Origin of the sequence: Streptomyces sp. NPDC047117, from assembly GCF_040643545.1 — a bacterium.
In the GTDB taxonomy this organism is placed as follows: Bacteria; Actinomycetota; Actinomycetes; order Streptomycetales; family Streptomycetaceae; genus Streptomyces.
The window spans coordinates 371194-387457 of the sequence record NZ_JBEYUN010000002.1 but is presented as its reverse complement, the minus strand read 5'-3'; the positions used below and the strand labels follow the sequence as shown (position 1 = coordinate 387457).

General features: G+C 69.0%; 13 protein-coding genes. 6 read left to right on the top strand and 7 right to left on the bottom strand.

Going from position 1 to position 16264, the window contains the following annotated elements; genetic code table 11:
* Positions 1-16 precede the first annotated feature (16 nt).
* The gene (locus tag ABZ840_RS04835; RefSeq protein WP_361553321.1) at positions 17-2395 is read right to left on the bottom strand and encodes a DUF6049 family protein; all 2379 of its coding nucleotides are present in this window, start codon (positions 2393-2395) and stop codon (positions 17-19) included.
* Between the two features lie 198 nt (positions 2396-2593).
* Between ABZ840_RS04835 and ABZ840_RS04830 the strand changes: the two genes are divergently transcribed.
* Entirely contained in the window at positions 2594-4069 is a 1476-nt protein-coding gene (locus ABZ840_RS04830) for a CCA tRNA nucleotidyltransferase (protein ID WP_361553318.1), read from the top strand.
* A gap of 29 nt (positions 4070-4098) precedes the next feature.
* Here the strand turns inward: ABZ840_RS04830 and ABZ840_RS04825 are convergent, their stop codons facing one another.
* The 3 genes from ABZ840_RS04825 to ABZ840_RS04815 form a co-directional block, all read right to left on the bottom strand.
* Positions 4099-5421, bottom strand: a complete 1323-nt coding sequence (locus ABZ840_RS04825) for an MFS transporter (RefSeq protein WP_361553315.1) — start codon at positions 5419-5421, stop codon at positions 4099-4101.
* Positions 5422-5520: 99 nt separating this feature from the next.
* Positions 5521-6603, bottom strand: a complete 1083-nt coding sequence (locus ABZ840_RS04820; RefSeq protein WP_361553312.1) for an inositol-3-phosphate synthase — start codon at positions 6601-6603, stop codon at positions 5521-5523.
* Positions 6604-6652: 49 nt separating this feature from the next.
* Positions 6653-7330, bottom strand: a complete 678-nt coding sequence (locus ABZ840_RS04815) for a PadR family transcriptional regulator (protein WP_361553309.1) — start codon at positions 7328-7330, stop codon at positions 6653-6655.
* A 365-nt stretch (positions 7331-7695) separates the two neighbouring features.
* On the opposite strand from ABZ840_RS04815, the gene ABZ840_RS04810 reads away from it, so the two are divergent.
* Positions 7696-10317 carry a transglycosylase domain-containing protein gene (locus ABZ840_RS04810; RefSeq protein ID WP_361553306.1) on the top strand — a complete coding sequence of 874 codons (2622 nt, stop codon included), beginning with the start codon at positions 7696-7698 and terminating at the stop codon, positions 10315-10317.
* Positions 10318-10448: 131 nt separating this feature from the next.
* Positions 10449-11909: a glycosyltransferase 87 family protein gene (locus ABZ840_RS04805; protein ID WP_361553303.1), complete on the top strand. Its 1461-nt coding sequence runs from the start codon at positions 10449-10451 to the stop codon at positions 11907-11909.
* 115 nt (positions 11910-12024) lie between these two features.
* Here the strand turns inward: ABZ840_RS04805 and ABZ840_RS04800 are convergent, their stop codons facing one another.
* The 3 genes from ABZ840_RS04800 to ABZ840_RS04790 all read right to left on the bottom strand — a co-directional run bounded on the left by ABZ840_RS04800 (position 12025) and on the right by ABZ840_RS04790 (position 14698).
* A complete protein-coding gene (locus tag ABZ840_RS04800; protein ID WP_361553300.1) occupies positions 12025-13056 on the bottom strand; it encodes an alanine racemase in 1032 nt (343 codons plus the stop codon).
* Between the two features lie 67 nt (positions 13057-13123).
* Positions 13124-14242, bottom strand: coding sequence for a peptidoglycan bridge formation glycyltransferase FemA/FemB family protein (locus ABZ840_RS04795; protein WP_361553297.1), 1119 nt, complete (start codon positions 14240-14242; stop codon positions 13124-13126).
* A 126-nt stretch (positions 14243-14368) separates the two neighbouring features.
* Positions 14369-14698, bottom strand: a complete 330-nt coding sequence (locus ABZ840_RS04790; protein WP_361553294.1) for a hypothetical protein — start codon at positions 14696-14698, stop codon at positions 14369-14371.
* A 230-nt stretch (positions 14699-14928) separates the two neighbouring features.
* Between ABZ840_RS04790 and rpsF the strand changes: the two genes are divergently transcribed.
* From rpsF to rpsR, 3 genes are all read left to right on the top strand, one after another.
* Positions 14929-15219 carry a 30S ribosomal protein S6 gene (gene rpsF, locus ABZ840_RS04785; RefSeq protein WP_003978891.1) on the top strand — a complete coding sequence of 97 codons (291 nt, stop codon included), beginning with the start codon at positions 14929-14931 and terminating at the stop codon, positions 15217-15219.
* 78 nt (positions 15220-15297) lie between these two features.
* Positions 15298-15888, top strand: coding sequence for a single-stranded DNA-binding protein (locus ABZ840_RS04780; RefSeq protein WP_361553290.1), 591 nt, complete (start codon positions 15298-15300; stop codon positions 15886-15888).
* Positions 15889-16010: 122 nt separating this feature from the next.
* Positions 16011-16247 (top strand): 30S ribosomal protein S18, encoded by a 237-nt coding sequence (gene rpsR / locus ABZ840_RS04775; RefSeq protein ID WP_003978893.1) that lies wholly within the window; start codon positions 16011-16013, stop codon positions 16245-16247.
* Positions 16248-16264: the final 17 nt, after the last annotated feature.

The window sequence follows — 16264 nt, the reverse complement described above, 5'->3', positions numbered from 1 at the left end:
CCGGCCCCGCCATGTATCAACGGTCCACTTTCTCACCTGAGCCGGACCCGCCCGTGCTTTCCGAACCGGTGTCCGGCCCCGGGTCACCCGGCTGCCCGTTGCCGCCGTCCGCGGGCCGGCCGTCCCGGCCGGTGCCGTCCTGGTCCGTGCCGTCGCGGTCCGGGGCGCCGTCACCGCCGTCCGAGCCGGCCCCGCCGTCGTCCGTACCGGATCCGCCGTCCGTGCCGCCGTCGTCCTCGCGGGCCGCCGCGCGCTTGCGCTGGAGGTAGATCCGTACGCCGGCGAGCACGAGCAGCAGCACACCGCCCGCGATGACGAGCATGACCGTAGCGGTGATCTCGGTGACGTTCACCTCGAAGGTCATCGCCCGGCCGTACCGCTTGCCGTCCGCCGTGAACAGCTGCGCGGTGACCTGCACCGGTCCGTTCGCGTTCGCGGTGGTGTCGAACTTGAAGGACTGGCTGTGGCCGCCCTCGACGTCGATCGTCTGCGGCTCACCCGTGTCCAGGCGGTTGGGCTGCGACGACGTGAGCCGCAGCGTCATGCCCTTGACGCCCCGGACGAGGTTGTTCTGCACCGTGACCGGAATCGTGGCGCTGCGTCCGGAGAGCGTGGCGTCCGACTTCTGGATCAGATGGACCTTCGTCGTCAGACCGTCCAGATAGCTGCGCACGGACTTGCGGAAGGCCTCGGCGCCCTTGGCGTCGCCGCGCCACTCCGTCGACATCATGCGCATGATCGCGTTGCCGAAGGGCGTCTCCACGCGCCACGGCTCGGCCAGGATGACCTTGAAGTCGTCCAGGGCGGTACGGGTCTCCTGCGCCTGCCGGAAGGCGGCCGCCGGCAGTTCCTGCTTGCGCAGCGAGGCCGGGTAGGAGGCCGCGCCGGGCACCTGGCGGGTGGCGTTGGGGTCGGGCTTGGCCTTGGCCGCGTCGCTGAGGTCCTGCGCCTCGGCCCAGCCGCTGTCGTTCACGGCCCGCACTGCCTTCGCCATCGCCTGGGCCTGGCTCGCGGTGGGCATCCGCTGCGGTGCCACGACGATGCTGCGCTGCCGGGACGGGTCCTGGAGATTGACCATCAGGCTCTGGGCGAGGAAGTTCTGCACCGCCAGGTTCGCGGTCCCGGCCTTGGTCAGGTCGCCGGTGAAGGCGGTGGACAGGCCGGCGTCCGCCACGACGGCGGTGTTGCCGCCGCCGATGGGCCGGGCGGAGGTGGGGGTGTACGACAGGCCGCTCTCCCGCATGCTGTCGCTGCGGGCGATCACGTTGTGGGCGCCGGCGGAGGTGGCCACGTCCACGATGGAGGAGTCCACGGCGCCCTCGACGGGCCAGGTGAAGTCGGTACGCGCCTTCACGCCCGGCAGGACGGTCCCGACGGTCCTCGACGCGAGGTCGGTGGCCGGGCCGAGGTGGCTCAGCGCACTGGGCACGACCTTGCCCTTGTGCGCCAGCGAGGCGATGTCGGGGTCGGCGAACGGCAGCGCGACGACCTCGTGGGCCTGGACGGCCTGCTCCAGGTCGCTCAGCCACTGCTTGGCGACTTCCTGGTTCCGGCCCGCCCTGGTGGTGCCGTTCGGCCCCTCGACCTTGTAGCGGCCCGTCATGGCGTCGACGGTGGCGAGCAGGTCGGGGTCGACGACGAAGGTGACCGGAAGATCCTTGCCGAGCGCGACGAGCTGCTGCAGCCGGCCACCGGGAGCGATCTCGGCCGCCAGCTTGTCGTCGCGGAAGATCGGCGTCTGCTGCTCGTCGCCCTCGGTCTCTGCGGTGAGGTGCGTCTTGGAGATCAGCGGCCACATGTACGTGAGCTTGGTCTTCTTCGACGCCTCGGCCTCCTGCCAGGGCAGGAACGTGCGCTCGATGCCGAGCACCTGCTCGTACGGCGCGCTCTTGGACCGGCCGGAGAAGGAGACGCCGAGCTGGTAGACGCCGTCCTTGCTCAGCCGCAGCTTCTTGACCGGCACACGCAGCGAGAAGGGCTGCGAGACGCCCGGTGCCAGCTTCTGGACCTTCTCGGCCTTCCCGCCGACCTCCTGGCCGTCCAGGCCCGCGGAGTAGCCGGAGCGCCGGGCGACGTTGTCGATGGAGCTGCGGTTGTTCAGCACGGGGCCGCGGCGGAGTCCGACGTGTCCGTCGGTGATCGTCGCTCTGCCCTTGTTGGTGATGCTGCCCGTGACGGTGACCGCATCGTCGCTCCGGCCGGCCGCCGGCGGGCTGAGCGAGTCGATGTCGACGTCGACGGTGCGGGAGCCGGAGGGCGCGGCGTGCGCCTCCTGCGCGGGCGGTACCAGCGCCAGTCCGGCCAGCAGCGGTGTACCGGCGACCAGCGCAGCGGCACGTCGCAGCCATCGACCACGCGGCCGTTCGGTTACCGGAAACCCTGCCGCCTCGGCCACGCGCTCGCCCGTCCCTCGTCGTCGTCAGTGGTCGTCGCTATGTGCGTCCACGCATGGTAACGATGACTGCTGTGGCGAAGTGCTGCGGACTGCTCCACCTGATCGTGCGGTGCCGGTCTCCGCGGGCTTGTCCCCTTTATTCGCGTCCGCTGTCCGCGCGTCCGCCTGCCGCCGCGCGGGCACGTACCCTGTCCTGTTGTGCCGAACGCCAACAATCACACCCACGCCCCGCAGACCGAGCGCAGCGCAGAGACGACGCAGGCGCTGAACCAGGTACAGCGCCGCGCCGTCAGTGAGCTGCTGCGCGTGTCCCCCGTCGCGGACGATCTGGCCCGTCGCTTCCAGGAGGCCGGGTTCACACTTGCCCTGGTCGGCGGTTCGGTACGGGATGCCCTGCTCGGCCGGCTCGGCAACGATCTGGACTTCACCACGGACGCCCGCCCCGAGGACGTTCTGAAGATCGTGCGGCCCTGGGCGGACGCGCTGTGGGAGGTCGGCATCGCCTTCGGCACCGTCGGCTGCAAGAAGAGCTCCTTCGACATCGAGATCACGACGTACCGCTCGGAGGCGTACGACCGCACCTCGCGCAAGCCCGAGGTGTCCTACGGCGACTCGATCGAGGAAGACCTGGTGCGCCGGGACTTCACGGTGAACGCCATGGCGGTCGCGCTCCCGGAGAAGGAGTTCATCGACCCGCACAACGGCCTGGAGGACCTGGCGGCGCGGGTGCTCCGCACTCCGGGCACCCCGCAGGAGTCCTTCTCCGACGACCCGCTGCGGATGATGCGCGCGGCGCGCTTCGCCGCGCAGCTGGACTTCACGGTGGCGCCCGAGGTGGTGGCCGCGATGAAGGAGATGGCGGACCGGATCGACATCGTCTCCGCCGAGCGGGTGCGTGACGAGCTCAACAAGCTGCTCCTGGGGGTGCACCCCCGCAAGGGTCTGACTCTCCTGGTCGAGAGCGGCATCGCCGACCGGGTGCTGCCCGAGCTGCCCGCGCTGCGGCTGGAGCGTGACGAGCATCACCGTCACAAGGACGTCTACGAGCACTCGCTGACCGTCCTGGAGCAGGCCATCGACCTGGAGGAGGACGGCCCGGACCTGGTGCTGCGGCTGGCGGCGATCCTTCACGACATCGGCAAGCCGCGGACGCGGCGGTTCGAGAAGGACGGCCGGGTCTCCTTCCACCACCACGAGGTGGTGGGCGCGAAGATGACCAAGAAGCGCATGATCGCGCTGAAGTACTCCAACGAGATGGTCAAGGACGTCGCGCGTCTGGTCGAGCTGCACCTGCGGTTCCACGGATACGGCACGGGCGAGTGGACGGACTCGGCGGTCCGCCGGTACGTACGGGACGCCGGGCCGCTGTTGACGCGGCTGCACAAGCTGACGCGCTCGGACTGCACGACGCGCAACAAGCGCAAGGCCAATGCCCTCTCGCGGGCGTACGACGGGCTCGAGGAGCGCATCGCGCGGCTTCAGGAGCAGGAGGAACTGGACGCGATCCGCCCGGACCTGGATGGCAACGACATCATGCAGGTACTGGACATTGCACCCGGTCCGCAGGTCGGCAAGGCCTACAAGCACCTGCTGGAGCTGCGACTGGAGCACGGCCCGATGGGCCGGGAGGCGGCGGTCGAGGCGCTCAAGGAGTGGTGGGCCGCACAGAGCTGACCCCTGAGCGGCCGGGTGAGTCCGGCCGCTCATGTTTCACGTGAAACATCCCGCGCATCGCCTCGGTCGTCCCTCGGCCGGGGCGATGTTTCACGTGAAACACGTGCCCGCGCCATGGCGACGGCGAGGGTCAGATGGATCACGGCCACGCCGATGATCAGTGCGGGCGAGCGCCCGTCGAGTGGCAGTACCAGGGCCGCGACCCCGGCCGCGCCGACGAAGGCGGTGTGGAAGAGGACGTCGTAGAGGGCGAAGACCCGACCGCGGAACACGTCGTCGACGGCGTGCTGCACCTCCGTGTCCGTGGCGATCTTCGCGCCCTGGGTGGCGAGGCCGAGGACGAAGGCCGCGATGAGTACGGGCACCAGGACGAAGGACAGGCTGAGCGCGGGGACCAGTACGGCGGCCGTTCCGGCGCACATCGCGATCCAGCCGGTGGCGGTCAGCCGGGCCACCGCCCACGGGGTCACCACCGCGGCGGCGAAGAACCCGACGCCCGAGGCGGCGACCGCCAGGCCCAATGTGGCCATGCCGTCCGGTCCGTTCTGCGGCCAGTAGGCACGGCACAGCATCAGCACCGTGATCGTCAGCGCGCCGTAGCAGAAGCGCATCAGCGCCATCGCTCCCAGGGCACGCGCCGCTGACCGGCGCTTCCGGAGGTGGGCCAGTCCGGCGGTGAGGCCGCGGGCGGTGTCCAGCAGGGCGTCGGCAATCCGCGGGGACGCCCGGCGAGGGTCCGGACCGAGGAGCCCTGCCGGGATGCGTTGCGCGACGCCGGCGGCACACAGGTAGAGGACGGCGCCGAGAAGGACGGCGGCAACGTCCGACTCCCCACCCGCGAGCTGTACGGCGAAGGCGAGCCCACCGCCCGCGGTGGCGGCCAGCGTGCCGGCCGTGGGGGACAGGGAGTTGGCCACCACCAGGGCCTCGGCGTTGTCGACGACCCGGGGCAGTGCGGCCGACAGCCCGGCCAGGACGAAGCGGTTGACCGCGGTGACGCTGAGCGCGGAGACGTAGAAGAGCCAGTCCGGAGCACCGGCGAGGAGCAGCAGAGTGGTCGCACCGGCCAGGACGGCGCGCAGCAGATTGCCGTGGAGCAGGACCTGGCGGCGGCGCCAGCGGTCCAGGAGCACACCGGCGAACGGCCCGAGTACGGAGTAGGGAAGCAGCAGCACCGCCATGGCGGAGGCGATGGCCGTGGGGGAGGCCTGCTTCTCGGGCGAGAAGACGACGTAGGAGGCGAGGGCGACCTGGTACACGCCGTCGGCGGCCTGAGACAGCAGCCGGACGGCCAGCAGCCGGCGGAAGTCGCGGCGGCGGAGAAGTACGCGGAGATCACGCGCGGCGGGCATGGGCCACAGCTTCACACAGGCCGCGGGCCCCTGGGGAGACTTCCCAGGGGCCCGCGGGTCAGGACGGTGCGGTCGCGGCGGCGTCCGCCGGTCGCTGGATCAGCGCTCGACCTCGCCCTTGATGAACTTCTCGACGTTCTCCCGGGCCTCGTTGTCGAAGTACTGCACCGGCGGGGACTTCATGAAGTACGAGGAGGCGGAGAGGATCGGGCCGCCGATGCCACGGTCCTTGGCGATCTTCGCGGCGCGCAGCGCGTCGATGATGACGCCGGCGGAGTTCGGGGAGTCCCAGACCTCGAGCTTGTACTCCAGGTTCAGCGGGACGTCACCGAAGGCGCGGCCCTCCAGGCGGACGTAGGCCCACTTGCGGTCGTCCAGCCAGGCGACGAAGTCCGACGGACCGATGTGGACGTTGTCCTCTCCCAGGTCGCGGTCGGGGATCTGGGAGGTGACGGCCTGCGTCTTGGAGATCTTCTTGGACTCCAGGCGCTCGCGCTCGAGCATGTTCTTGAAGTCCATGTTGCCGCCGACGTTCAGCTGCATCGTGCGGTCCAGGATGACGCCCCGGTCCTCGAAGAGCTTGGCCATCACGCGGTGCGTGATCGTGGCGCCCACCTGGGACTTGATGTCGTCACCGACGATGGGGACGCCCGCCTCGGTGAACTTGTCCGCCCACTCCTTGGTGCCGGCGATGAAGACCGGAAGAGCGTTGACGAAGGCGACCTTGGCGTCGATGGCGCACTGGGCGTAGTACTTCGCCGCGTCCTCGGAGCCGACGGGGAGGTAGCAGACCAGGACGTCGACCTGCTGGTCCTTGAGGACCTGGACGATGTCGACGGGGGTCTCGTCGGACTCCTCGATGGTCTGGCGGTAGTACTTGCCGAGACCGTCGAGGGTGTGGCCGCGCTGGACGTTCACGCCGGTGCGCGGCACGTCGCAGATCTTGATGGTGTTGTTCTCGCTGGCGCCGATGGCGTCGGCGAGGTCGAGGCCGACCTTCTTGGCATCGACGTCGAAGGCAGCCACGAACTCGATGTCACGCACGTGGTAGTCACCGAACTGCACGTGCATCAGACCGGGCACGCGGCTGTCCGGGTCGGCGTCCTTGTAGTACTCGACGCCCTGCACCAACGAGGCGGCGCAGTTGCCCACGCCGACGACGGCTACGCGAACCGAACCCATTCCGGTTGCTCCCTGTTTGTTCTCGACGCGGCTCCGCGGCTGCGGAGCCTCATGTGGCGGTGTCATCGGACGGATCCGGCCGGGATCCACCCCGGTTGCGGGGCAGGCCGCCCGTCTCTCCTGACTCGTTACGGTCCGGGTCTGCGGGGTCCGGGGCACGCTGGTCGCGCCCGGCCCGCTCGCTCTCGATCAGCTCGTTCAGCCAGCGCACTTCGCGCTCCACGGACTCCAGGCCGTGTCGCTGCAGCTCGAGGGTGTACTGGTCGAGCCGCTCACGTCGGGTCAGCGAGGCGCGCATCCTCTCGAGGCGCTCCTCCAGGCGGCTGCGCCGGCCCTCCAGTACGCGCATGCGGACATCGCGCGAGGTCTGCCCGAAGAAGGCGAACCGGACACCGAAGTGCTCGTCCTCCCAGGCGTCGGGTCCCGAGTGGGCGAGCAGCTCTTCGAAGTGCTCCTTCCCCTCGGCCGTCAGCCGGTAGACGATCTTGGCTCGGCGCCCCGCGAGCGATGACGCGGGGGTGCCGGGAGCCGTTCCTCCCCCGGTCTCCTCGGTCAGCCAGCCATGTGCGACCAAGGACTTCAGGCAGGGATAGAGGGTGCCGTAGCTGAACGCTCGGAAGACACCCAGCGAGGTGTTGAGCCGTTTCCGCAGCTCGTACCCGTGCATGGGGGACTCGCGCAACAGACCGAGCACGGCGAATTCGAGGATGCCGGACCGTCTGCTCATCCTCCGCCTCCTCGGTCGTCTGCGTTCTTTATGCCGAGCTGATGTATCGACTCGATACATCCAGACGATAGAACGGCACACCGGGTGGGACAAGGGCGAGAACGGTGAACGGGATCACATCGTCGATTCGACGTAGCCAACGTGACTGATTTGGAGTGAATTCCGAGCCTGGGCAGGTTTTGGCCGTGCGTAGTCTGTGCGGCATGCAGACTGCCGGGAACCAGGTGGCGAGAAGTGGCGTCTCCGTCCCCGGTGTAGTGCGGCCCGCGCGAGAGACCAGTGCGGGCCGTGTTGTCGGGGGGACCTGAAGTGAATTGCCGCCTTCAGGCGATGAATAGCGCGCCTGCCCGAGGAGTAACCGTTCCATGAGCGAGCACCGTCGCAAACCGCCGCAGCCGCAAGGTGGCGGACGTGCCGCGGCCCGACGCGCCGCACAGCAGCAATCAAGTGGCCGCCGCGCTGCGCGCGGCCCGGCGCAGGGGTCTGCCTCCGCCGCCTCCCCGTCCGGCGCGCCTGGGCAGGAGCCTCCGTATCAGGGGCGGGCGGCGGCGCGCAGGGCCGCGCAACGCGGCGGGCGCCGGCGGGCGCCCGAAGCCGCGGCCGGTGCGGGCCGCGGCCGCCGGGGCGGCGGCGCCGGAGGTGACGGCCGGCCGCCCAAGAAGCGTTTCATCGACTACCCGCGCGCGGGCAAGGACGGAGCGCGTCGTTGGGTGCCGTCCTGGCGACTGGTGCTGGGCAGCTGCCTGGGCTTCATCGCCTTCGTGCTCGGGCTGTCGGGCATCGCGCTGGCGTACGTCGACGTTCCCGACCCGCAGAAGCTCTCGCAGGTGCAGAAGAACGTCTACTACTGGAGCGACAACAAGCAGATGGTCGTCGCGGGCGGCGGTGAGCTCAACCGCACGATCGTGCCGATCAGTCAGATCCCGACGGAGATGCAGGACGCGGTGATCTCCGCGGAGAACGCCTCGTTCGAGACGGACTCCGGCGTCGACCCGATGGGCATCGCCCGTGCGGTGGTCAAGATGGCCATGGGCGGCGACACCCAGAGTGGCTCGACGATCACCCAGCAGTACGTGAAGAACACGTACCTGAATCAGGAACAGACGCTCAAGCGCAAGATCACCGAGCTGTTCATCTCGATAAAGGTGGGCACCTCGGAGCCCAAGGACAAGATCCTGGCCGGGTACCTCAACACGGCGTACTACGGGCGGGGCGCCTACGGTATCCAGGCCGCGTCGCGCGCCTACTACAACAAGGACTCCGAGGACCTCACCAGGAGTGAGAGCGCCTTCCTCTCCTCGCTGCTCAACGGTCCCAACCTGTACGACCCGTACGTCACGACGGAGAGCAAGGGCGCGAACCTGAAGCGGGCCAAGGCGCGCTGGTCGTGGACGCTGGACCGGGAAGTCCAGGTGGGCCGGCTGTCCAAGGCCAAGCGGGCTCAGATCACGGACGACGACTTCCCCATGCCGCGGCCGCCGAAGAAGGCGATGGACCTGCGGGGCCAGAAGGGTTACCTCGTCGACCTCGCGAACAACTACATCACCGCCAATACGAACATCTCGGAAGCCGAGCTCAAAAAGGGCGGCTACGCGATTCACACCACCTTCGACCGCAAGAAGATGGGTCAGCTGACCAAGGCGGTCGAGAAGGTCTCCAAGAAGGCGCTGAAGCCCGAGCAGCGTGCGGTCGACAAGTACGTGCAGTTCGGCGGGGCCTCGGTGGAGCCGAAGAGCGGCAAGATCCGTGCGATCTACGGCGGCAAGGACGCCACGGAGCACTACACGAACAACGCCGACTACACCGGCGTCCAGGTCGGCTCCACGTTCAAGCCGTTCGTCCTGGCCGCGGCCATGGACAAGGGCGTGCGGAGTCCGAGCAACCCGGCCATCCGCACCCCCGTGTCGCCGAGCAGTATGTACAACGGCGACAACAAGCTGCGCCTGCTCAACTACGACCGGACCGTCTGGCACGACAAGGACGGCAACGAGTGGCGCCAGGCCAACGACGGCAACGAGGACAAGGGCCGGGTCAGCCTGCGGACCGCCATGCAGTACTCGGTCAACACGCCCTACATCCAGCTGGGCATGGACGTGGGCCCGGAGGTGGTCAAGCAGGAGGCGATCGCCGCCGGTCTGCGGGACGACAACAGCATGGCGCGGACGACACCGACCTTCTCCCTGGGTACCTCGGCGCCCAGTGCGATCCGGCTGGCTGGTGCATACGCCACCTTCGCGGCCAGCGGTCAGCAGACCGACCCGTACTCCGTGGAGTCGGTGACCAAGGACGGCGTGGAGAAGTTCAACCACAGGGAAGTGGCGAAGACCAAGCAGGCCTTCGACCCGAATGTGGCCGACAACGTCACGGATGTCCTCAAGAACGTCGTCAAGAAGGGCACCGGTTCTGCGGCGCAGCTGCCGGACGGCCGGGAAGCGGCCGGTAAGACCGGTACCACCGACGACAACAAGTCGGCGTGGTTCGCGGGCTACACCAAGCAGCTGGCCACCACGATCGGCATGTGGCGCGTCAACGACCAGGCCAAGGTCCAGAAGTTCCTGAAGATGTACGGCGTCGGTGGCCAGGACAAGATCCACGGAGCGTCGTTCCCCTCGGAGATCTGGCGCGACTACATGATGGAGGCCATGCGAGGGGAGCCCATGGAGGCCTTCCCGCCGCCGCAGCAGATCGGCAAGGTCGTCTACGGCGAGAGCGCCAGCCCGACTCCGACGCCGACGAAGACGGAAGAGCCGTCGGAGGAGCCGTCGGAGGAGCCGTCGGAGACCCCGAGCGACGACGCCTCCCCGAGCGCCACGCCGACCGAGACCTGTTCACCCTGGGACATCGGCTGCAAGGACAACGGTGGTCAGAACGGCGGGCCCTCGGGCGATCCCGGTGACCCCGGCGACGAGCCGTCTCCGCCGGAGACCGAGACACCAGGTGGCGATGACGGCGGCTTCTTCGGAGGCCCGAACGGCATGGACAACTGATCGCACGCTGTTTCACGTGAAACGCTCGACCGGTTTCACGTGAAACAGCGAGCAACACGACAGCCCCCGCCCGGCATGCCGGGCGGGGGCTTCGCCGTCTCCGGCACAGGGACGTGCGGCAGGATGACCCCATGACGAGCGTGCGACAGGACGAGCCCGTACGGCCGACGCAACGGGACGAGGTGGCGGCGGCCGGCAGCGAGCTGATCGGAGGCCCCTCCGGCCGCCGCGTACTGCTCGGCGCGAGCTGGTGGACGCCGGTCCGCATCATCGCCCTGGTCGCCCTGGGGATGTTCGCCCTGGGGATGGTGCAGAAGCTGCCCTGCTACAACGGCGCCTGGTTCCTCGGCGCCACCAGCCAGTACACCCACGCCTGCTACTCCGACATCCCGCACCTCTACGTCGGACGCGGCTTCGCCGAGAATCTGGTCCCCTACTTCGACCGGATCCCCGGCGACATGCAATACCTCGAATACCCGGTACTCACCGGGGTGTTCATGGAGGTGGCCTCCTGGGTGACGCCGCACGGCGGCACGATGCAGCACCGGGAGCAGATCTACTGGCTGGCCAACGCCGGGATGCTCATGGTCTGCGCCGCCGTCATCGCGGTCTGCGTGGCCCGCACCCACCGCCACCGCCCGTGGGACGCGCTGCTTGTCGCCCTGGCGCCGGCCTTCGCGCTGACCGCCACCATCAACTGGGACCTGCTCGCGGTCGCGCTCACCGCCGTGGCGATGCTGCTGTGGTCGCGCAGCCGCCCGCTCGCCGCCGGAGTCTTCATCGGGCTGGCGACGGCGGCCAAGCTCTACCCCGTCCTCCTGCTGGGCCCGCTGTTCGTCCTGTGCTGGCGGGCCGGCAAATGGCGTGCTTTCGGAGCGGTGACGGGTGGCGCGGTCTTCTCCTGGCTGGCGGTGAACCTGCCGGTGATGCTGCCCGCCTGGGAAGGCTGGCAGAAGTTCTACACCTTCAGCCAGGAGCGCCCGATCGACTTCGGCTCCGTCTGGCTGCTGATCTCCCAGCGGACCGGCAACGCGCTGGAGCACGCCAACACCTACGCGACGCTGCTGATGATCGTCGGCTGTGGCGCCGTCGCGCTGCTCGCTCTCTACGCGCCGCGCCGTCCGCGCCTGGCCCAGCTGGCGTTCCTGGTCGTCGCGCTCTTCATCCTGACCAACAAGGTCTACTCCCCGCAGTACGTGCTCTGGCTGGTCCCGCTGGCGGTGCTGGCCCGGCCGCGCTGGCGGGACTTCCTGGTCTGGCAGGCCTGCGAGGTCATGTACTTCCTCGGGATCTGGCTGTACCTCGCCTACAGCGGCAGCGGTGACAAGCATCAGGGGCTGCCGCCGGAGGGCTACCAACTGGCGATCACCCTGCACCTGTTGGGCACGTTGTACCTGTGCGCGCTCGTGGTCAGGGACATCCTGTTGCCGGACAGGGACGGGGTGCGCAAGGACGGCACCGACGATCCCTCGGGCGGCGTCCTGGACCAGGCGCCGGACGTGTTCGTCCTCGGACGGCAGCACCACGCCCCGCCGCACACCGTCACGTACGAGGGCGTGCCACGGGTCGAGTGGGGACCGGCGCGGGACTGAGCGCCGGGGCGGGAACCCCGTCGGCAAGAACGGCCGGCGAAACGCGGCGGGCCCGGACGTACGGCAGGAGTGCCGTGCGTCCGGGCCCGGAGTTTTGGTGCCCGAAGACCGCGGGTCAGCGGTCCACGATGCGGTCGAACTGCGTGGTGGTGTGGCGGAGGTGGGCCACCAGCTCCTCACCGACCTTGGGCTCGGGAGCGTCGCTCGGCACGAACAGGATGGAGACCTGCATGTGCGGCGGCTCGGCGAACCAGCGCTGCTTGCTGCCCCAGACGTACGGCGAGAGGTTGCGGTTCACCGTCGCCAGGCCCGCCCGTGCGACGCCCTTGGCGCGCGGCATCACACCGTGCAGCGCCTTCGGAGACTCCAGGCCGACGCCGTGCGAGGTGCCGCCGGCCACCACGACCAAATAGCCGTCGGAGGCCGCCTTCTGCTGCCGGTAGCCAAAGCGGTCGCCCTTGGCCACACGGGTGACGTCCAGGACCGAGCCGCGGTACTCCGTGGCGTCGTGGTCGCCGAGCCAGAGGCGGGTACCGATCCGGGCCCGGAAGCGGGTCTGCGGGAACTGGGCCTGCAGCCGGTGCAGCTCGTCGGCCTTGAGGTGGCTGACGAACATGGTGTGCAGCGGCAGCCGCGCGTTGCGCAGCCGGTCCATCCAGCCGATGACCTCGTCGACGGCGTCGGTGCCGTCGGTGCGGTCCAGGGGCAGGTGGATGGCGAAGCCTTCCAGCCGTACGTTCTCGATCGCCGAGGTCAGCATCGGCAGCTCCTCCGGCGTGACGCCGTGCCGCTTCATGCTGCTCATGACCTCGATCACGACCCGGGCGCCGGCCAGGCCGCCGAGCCCCTGGACGGAGGAGACCGAGCGGATCGCCCGGTCCGGCAGCGGCACCGGCTCCTCGCCGTGCCGGAACGGCGTCAGGACGAGCAGGTCACCGCTGAAGAAGTCCTTGATGCGGGCTGCTTCGTAGGTGGTGCCGACGGCCAGCAGGTCGGAGCCCAGGCGGGTGGCCTCGTCGGCGAGGCGCTCGTGCCCGAAGCCGTAGCCGTTGCCTTTGCAGACCGGGACCAGTCCCGGGAACTGCTGCAGCACCTGCTGCTGGTGCGCCCGCCAGCGCGCGGTGTCGACGTAGAGGGTGAGCGCCATGGCCGGCCCGTGAACCTTTCTCGTGGCTGTGGTGCGTGGATCTGTGGGGAACGTCGCAGGCGAGTGGTCAGCGCCGCGACATGTAGATGTCCAGCGCCTTGTGCAGGAACTTGTTCAGCGGGAAGTCCCACTCGCCCAGGTACTCCGCCGCCTGCCCGCCGGTGCCGACCTTGAACTGGATCAGACCGAAGAGATGATCCGTCTCGTCCAGCGAGTCGCTGATGCCGCGTAGGTCGTAGACGGTCGCGCCGAGCGCGTAGGCGTCCCGCAGCATCCGCCACTGCATCGCGTTGGACGGGCGGACCTCACGGCCGATGTTGTCGGACGCGCCGTAGGAGTACCAGACGTGCCCGCCGACGACCAGCATGGTCGCCGCGGAGAGGTTCACCCCGTTGTGGCGGGCGAAGTACAGCCGCATGCGGTTGGGGTCCTCGCTGTTGAGGGCCGTCCACATGCGCTGGAAGTAGCTCAGCGGCCGCGGGCGGAACTGGTCACGCACCGCGGTGATCTCGTACAGCCGCTGCCACTCGGCGAGGTCCTCGTAGCCGCCCTGGACGACCTCGACGCCGGCCTTGTCGGCCTTCTTGATGTTGCGGCGCCACAGCTGGTTGAAGCCCTTGTGGACGTCCTCCAGCGAGCGGTTCTCCAGCGGCACCTGGTAGACGTAGCGGGGCTGTACGTCACCGAAGCCCGCGCCGCCGTCCTCGCCCTGCTGCCAGCCCATGCGGCGCAGGCGGTCGGCGACCTCGAAGGCGCGCGGCTCGATGTGGGTGGCCTCGACGTCCCGCAGTCGCTTGACGTCGGGGTCCTGAATGCCGGCCTTGATCGCGGCCGCGTCCCAGCGGCGGATGATGACCGGCGGGCCCATCTTCACGGAGAAGGCACCCTGGTGCTTCAGATGCGCGAGCATCGGGCGCAGCCAGTCCTCCAGGTTCGGGGAGTACCAGTTGATGACGGGGCCCTCGGGCAGGTACGCGAGGTACCGCTTGATCTTGGGCAGCTGGCGGTAGAGGACCAGCCCGGCGCCGACGAGCTGCCCGGTGGAGTCGAACCAGCCCAGGTTCTCCGAGCGCCACTCGGACTTCACGTCGGCCCAGGCCGGAACCTGCATGTGACTCGCCGCGGGCAGGCTCTGGATGTATGCCAGATGCTGCTCTCGACTGATGGTCCTCAGGGTCAGGCTCATGCGGGGCGCTCCTCGGCAGGTTTGTCCCCGTGGTCGGGGCTCCGGCTCTCGCGCCGAAGCCTACTGCGCCAAGGGAGCGCCCCGTCTGGGCCTACGGGCGCACACGCCCGTACGTCATCGGTGCGGTCAGCCCAGTACGCCTCCGAAGAGGCCTCCGTGCGCCATGCCGAGGAAGAACCCGAGCGCCGCAGCGCCGAGGCCGATGATCAGCAGGAAGCGCTCTCCGGTGGTCACGGAGATGAACTGTCCCCAGGCGCCCGTGGCGATACCGGCGAGGCCGGCCCAGGAGCTGAGCAGGTGCAGATGGGTGAAGGCGGCGGAGATCACGGCGATGAGCCCCAGTACGAGGGTGGCCGCGGCGAGGGTGTTCTCGACCGGATGCGCCTTGCCGTCGCTGTTCAGCACGGAGAGCAGGCCGTGCTGCTGGGACTTCTGGGGCTGTACTGCATGTGCCATGCGGCACCTCCGTAGACAGGGCGGCGCACTGTAACGCCGCTCACACCCGTTGTGTTCCAGATTGAGGGGATCCCCGGCCTGATTTCAACCGGAAGCCTTCCGGCAGGTACTCTGTACGGTCTGCGCCCATGTCTGTCCGCATTCGCTGTACGGGCCGGGCGCGGAACGCATCACGACCCTCCTGCCACGGAACGACCGTGGCCGCTGAGTCCAAAGGAGGTGGGTTCCACATGCGTCACTACGAGGTGATGGTCATCCTCGACCCCGATCTGGAGGAGCGCGCTGTCTCCCCCCTGATCGAGAACTTCCTTTCCGTCGTCCGTGAGGGCAACGGCAAGGTCGAGAAGGTCGACACCTGGGGCCGTCGTCGTCTCTCGTACGAGATCAACAAGAAGCCCGAGGGCATCTACTCGGTCATCGACCTCCAGGCCGAGCCGGCCGTCGTCAAGGAGCTCGACCGTCAGATGAACCTGAACGAGTCGGTCCTCCGGACCAAGGTCCTCCGTCCCGAGACCCACTGACCGCGTAAGCGTTCAGCGGACATCGGGTTCGAGTAGCAACACAGCAGCCAGCAGCACACCCGCCGAGAGGTTCCCCTAATGGCAGGCGAGACCGTCATCACGGTCGTCGGCAATCTTGTCGATGACCCCGAGCTGCGCTTCACCCCGTCCGGTGCGGCGGTCGCGAAGTTCCGCGTCGCGTCCACTCCCCGCACCTTCGACCGTCAGACCAATGAGTGGAAGGACGGCGAGAGCCTGTTCCTGACCTGCTCGGTGTGGCGTCAGGCGGCGGAGAACGTCGCCGAGTCCCTCACGCGGGGCACCCGCGTGATCGTGCAGGGCCGCCTCAAGCAGCGGTCGTACGAGGACCGCGAGGGCGTGAAGCGCACGGTCTACGAGCTCGACGTCGACGAGGTCGGCGCGAGCCTGCGCAATGCCACGGCCAAGGTCACCAAGACCAGCGGCCGGGGTGCCCAGGGCGGCGGCTTCGGCGGCGGCCCGCAGGGCGGCGGCCAGGGTGGCGGCGGCTGGGGCGGCGGCCCCGGCGGCCAGCAGGGCGGCGGGGGCGGGGCTCCCGCCGACGACCCCTGGGCGACCAGTGCTCCTGCGGGCGGTGGCCAGCAGGGTGGCGGCGGTGGCGGCTGGGGCGGCGGCTCCGGCGGCGGCTACTCGGACGAGCCGCCCTTCTAGGCACGTACGTCTGGCACGTACACGCGGGGCTGTTTCACGTGAAACACGGTTTCACGTGAAACGTGGGCCCGGCGGCCTGAGGGCGCCAGCACAAACTTCTTGAAACTCACTGGAGAGAGACAATGGCGAAGCCGCCTGCTCGCAAGCCGAAGAAGAAGGTTTGCGTGTTCTGCAAGGAGAAGATCTCCTACGTCGACTACAAGGACACGAACCTGCTGCGGAAGTTCATTTCCGACCGCGGCAAGATCCGTGCCCGCCGGGTCACCGGCAACTGCACCCAGCACCAGCGTGACGTCGCCACGGCCGTGAAGAACAGCCGTGAGATGGCGCTGCTGCCCTACACCTCCACCGCGCGATAAGGGAAGGGTGACCGAAA

Coding starts and splice junctions, on each gene's coding strand:
- rpsR (WP_003978893.1), top strand. CDS start 16,011: ATGGCGAAGCCGCCTGCTCGCAAGCCGAAGAAGAAGGTTTGCGTGTTC.
- rpsF (WP_003978891.1), top strand. CDS start 14,929: ATGCGTCACTACGAGGTGATGGTCATCCTCGACCCCGATCTGGAGGAG.
- ABZ840_RS04780 (WP_361553290.1), top strand. CDS start 15,298: ATGGCAGGCGAGACCGTCATCACGGTCGTCGGCAATCTTGTCGATGAC.
- ABZ840_RS04810 (WP_361553306.1), top strand. CDS start 7,696: ATGAGCGAGCACCGTCGCAAACCGCCGCAGCCGCAAGGTGGCGGACGT.
- ABZ840_RS04820 (WP_361553312.1), bottom strand. CDS start 6,603: ATGGGTTCGGTTCGCGTAGCCGTCGTCGGCGTGGGCAACTGCGCCGCC.
- ABZ840_RS04805 (WP_361553303.1), top strand. CDS start 10,449: ATGACGAGCGTGCGACAGGACGAGCCCGTACGGCCGACGCAACGGGAC.
- ABZ840_RS04800 (WP_361553300.1), bottom strand. CDS start 13,056: ATGGCGCTCACCCTCTACGTCGACACCGCGCGCTGGCGGGCGCACCAG.
- ABZ840_RS04815 (WP_361553309.1), bottom strand. CDS start 7,330: ATGAGCAGACGGTCCGGCATCCTCGAATTCGCCGTGCTCGGTCTGTTG.
- ABZ840_RS04795 (WP_361553297.1), bottom strand. CDS start 14,242: ATGAGCCTGACCCTGAGGACCATCAGTCGAGAGCAGCATCTGGCATAC.
- ABZ840_RS04825 (WP_361553315.1), bottom strand. CDS start 5,421: ATGCCCGCCGCGCGTGATCTCCGCGTACTTCTCCGCCGCCGCGACTTC.
- ABZ840_RS04790 (WP_361553294.1), bottom strand. CDS start 14,698: ATGGCACATGCAGTACAGCCCCAGAAGTCCCAGCAGCACGGCCTGCTC.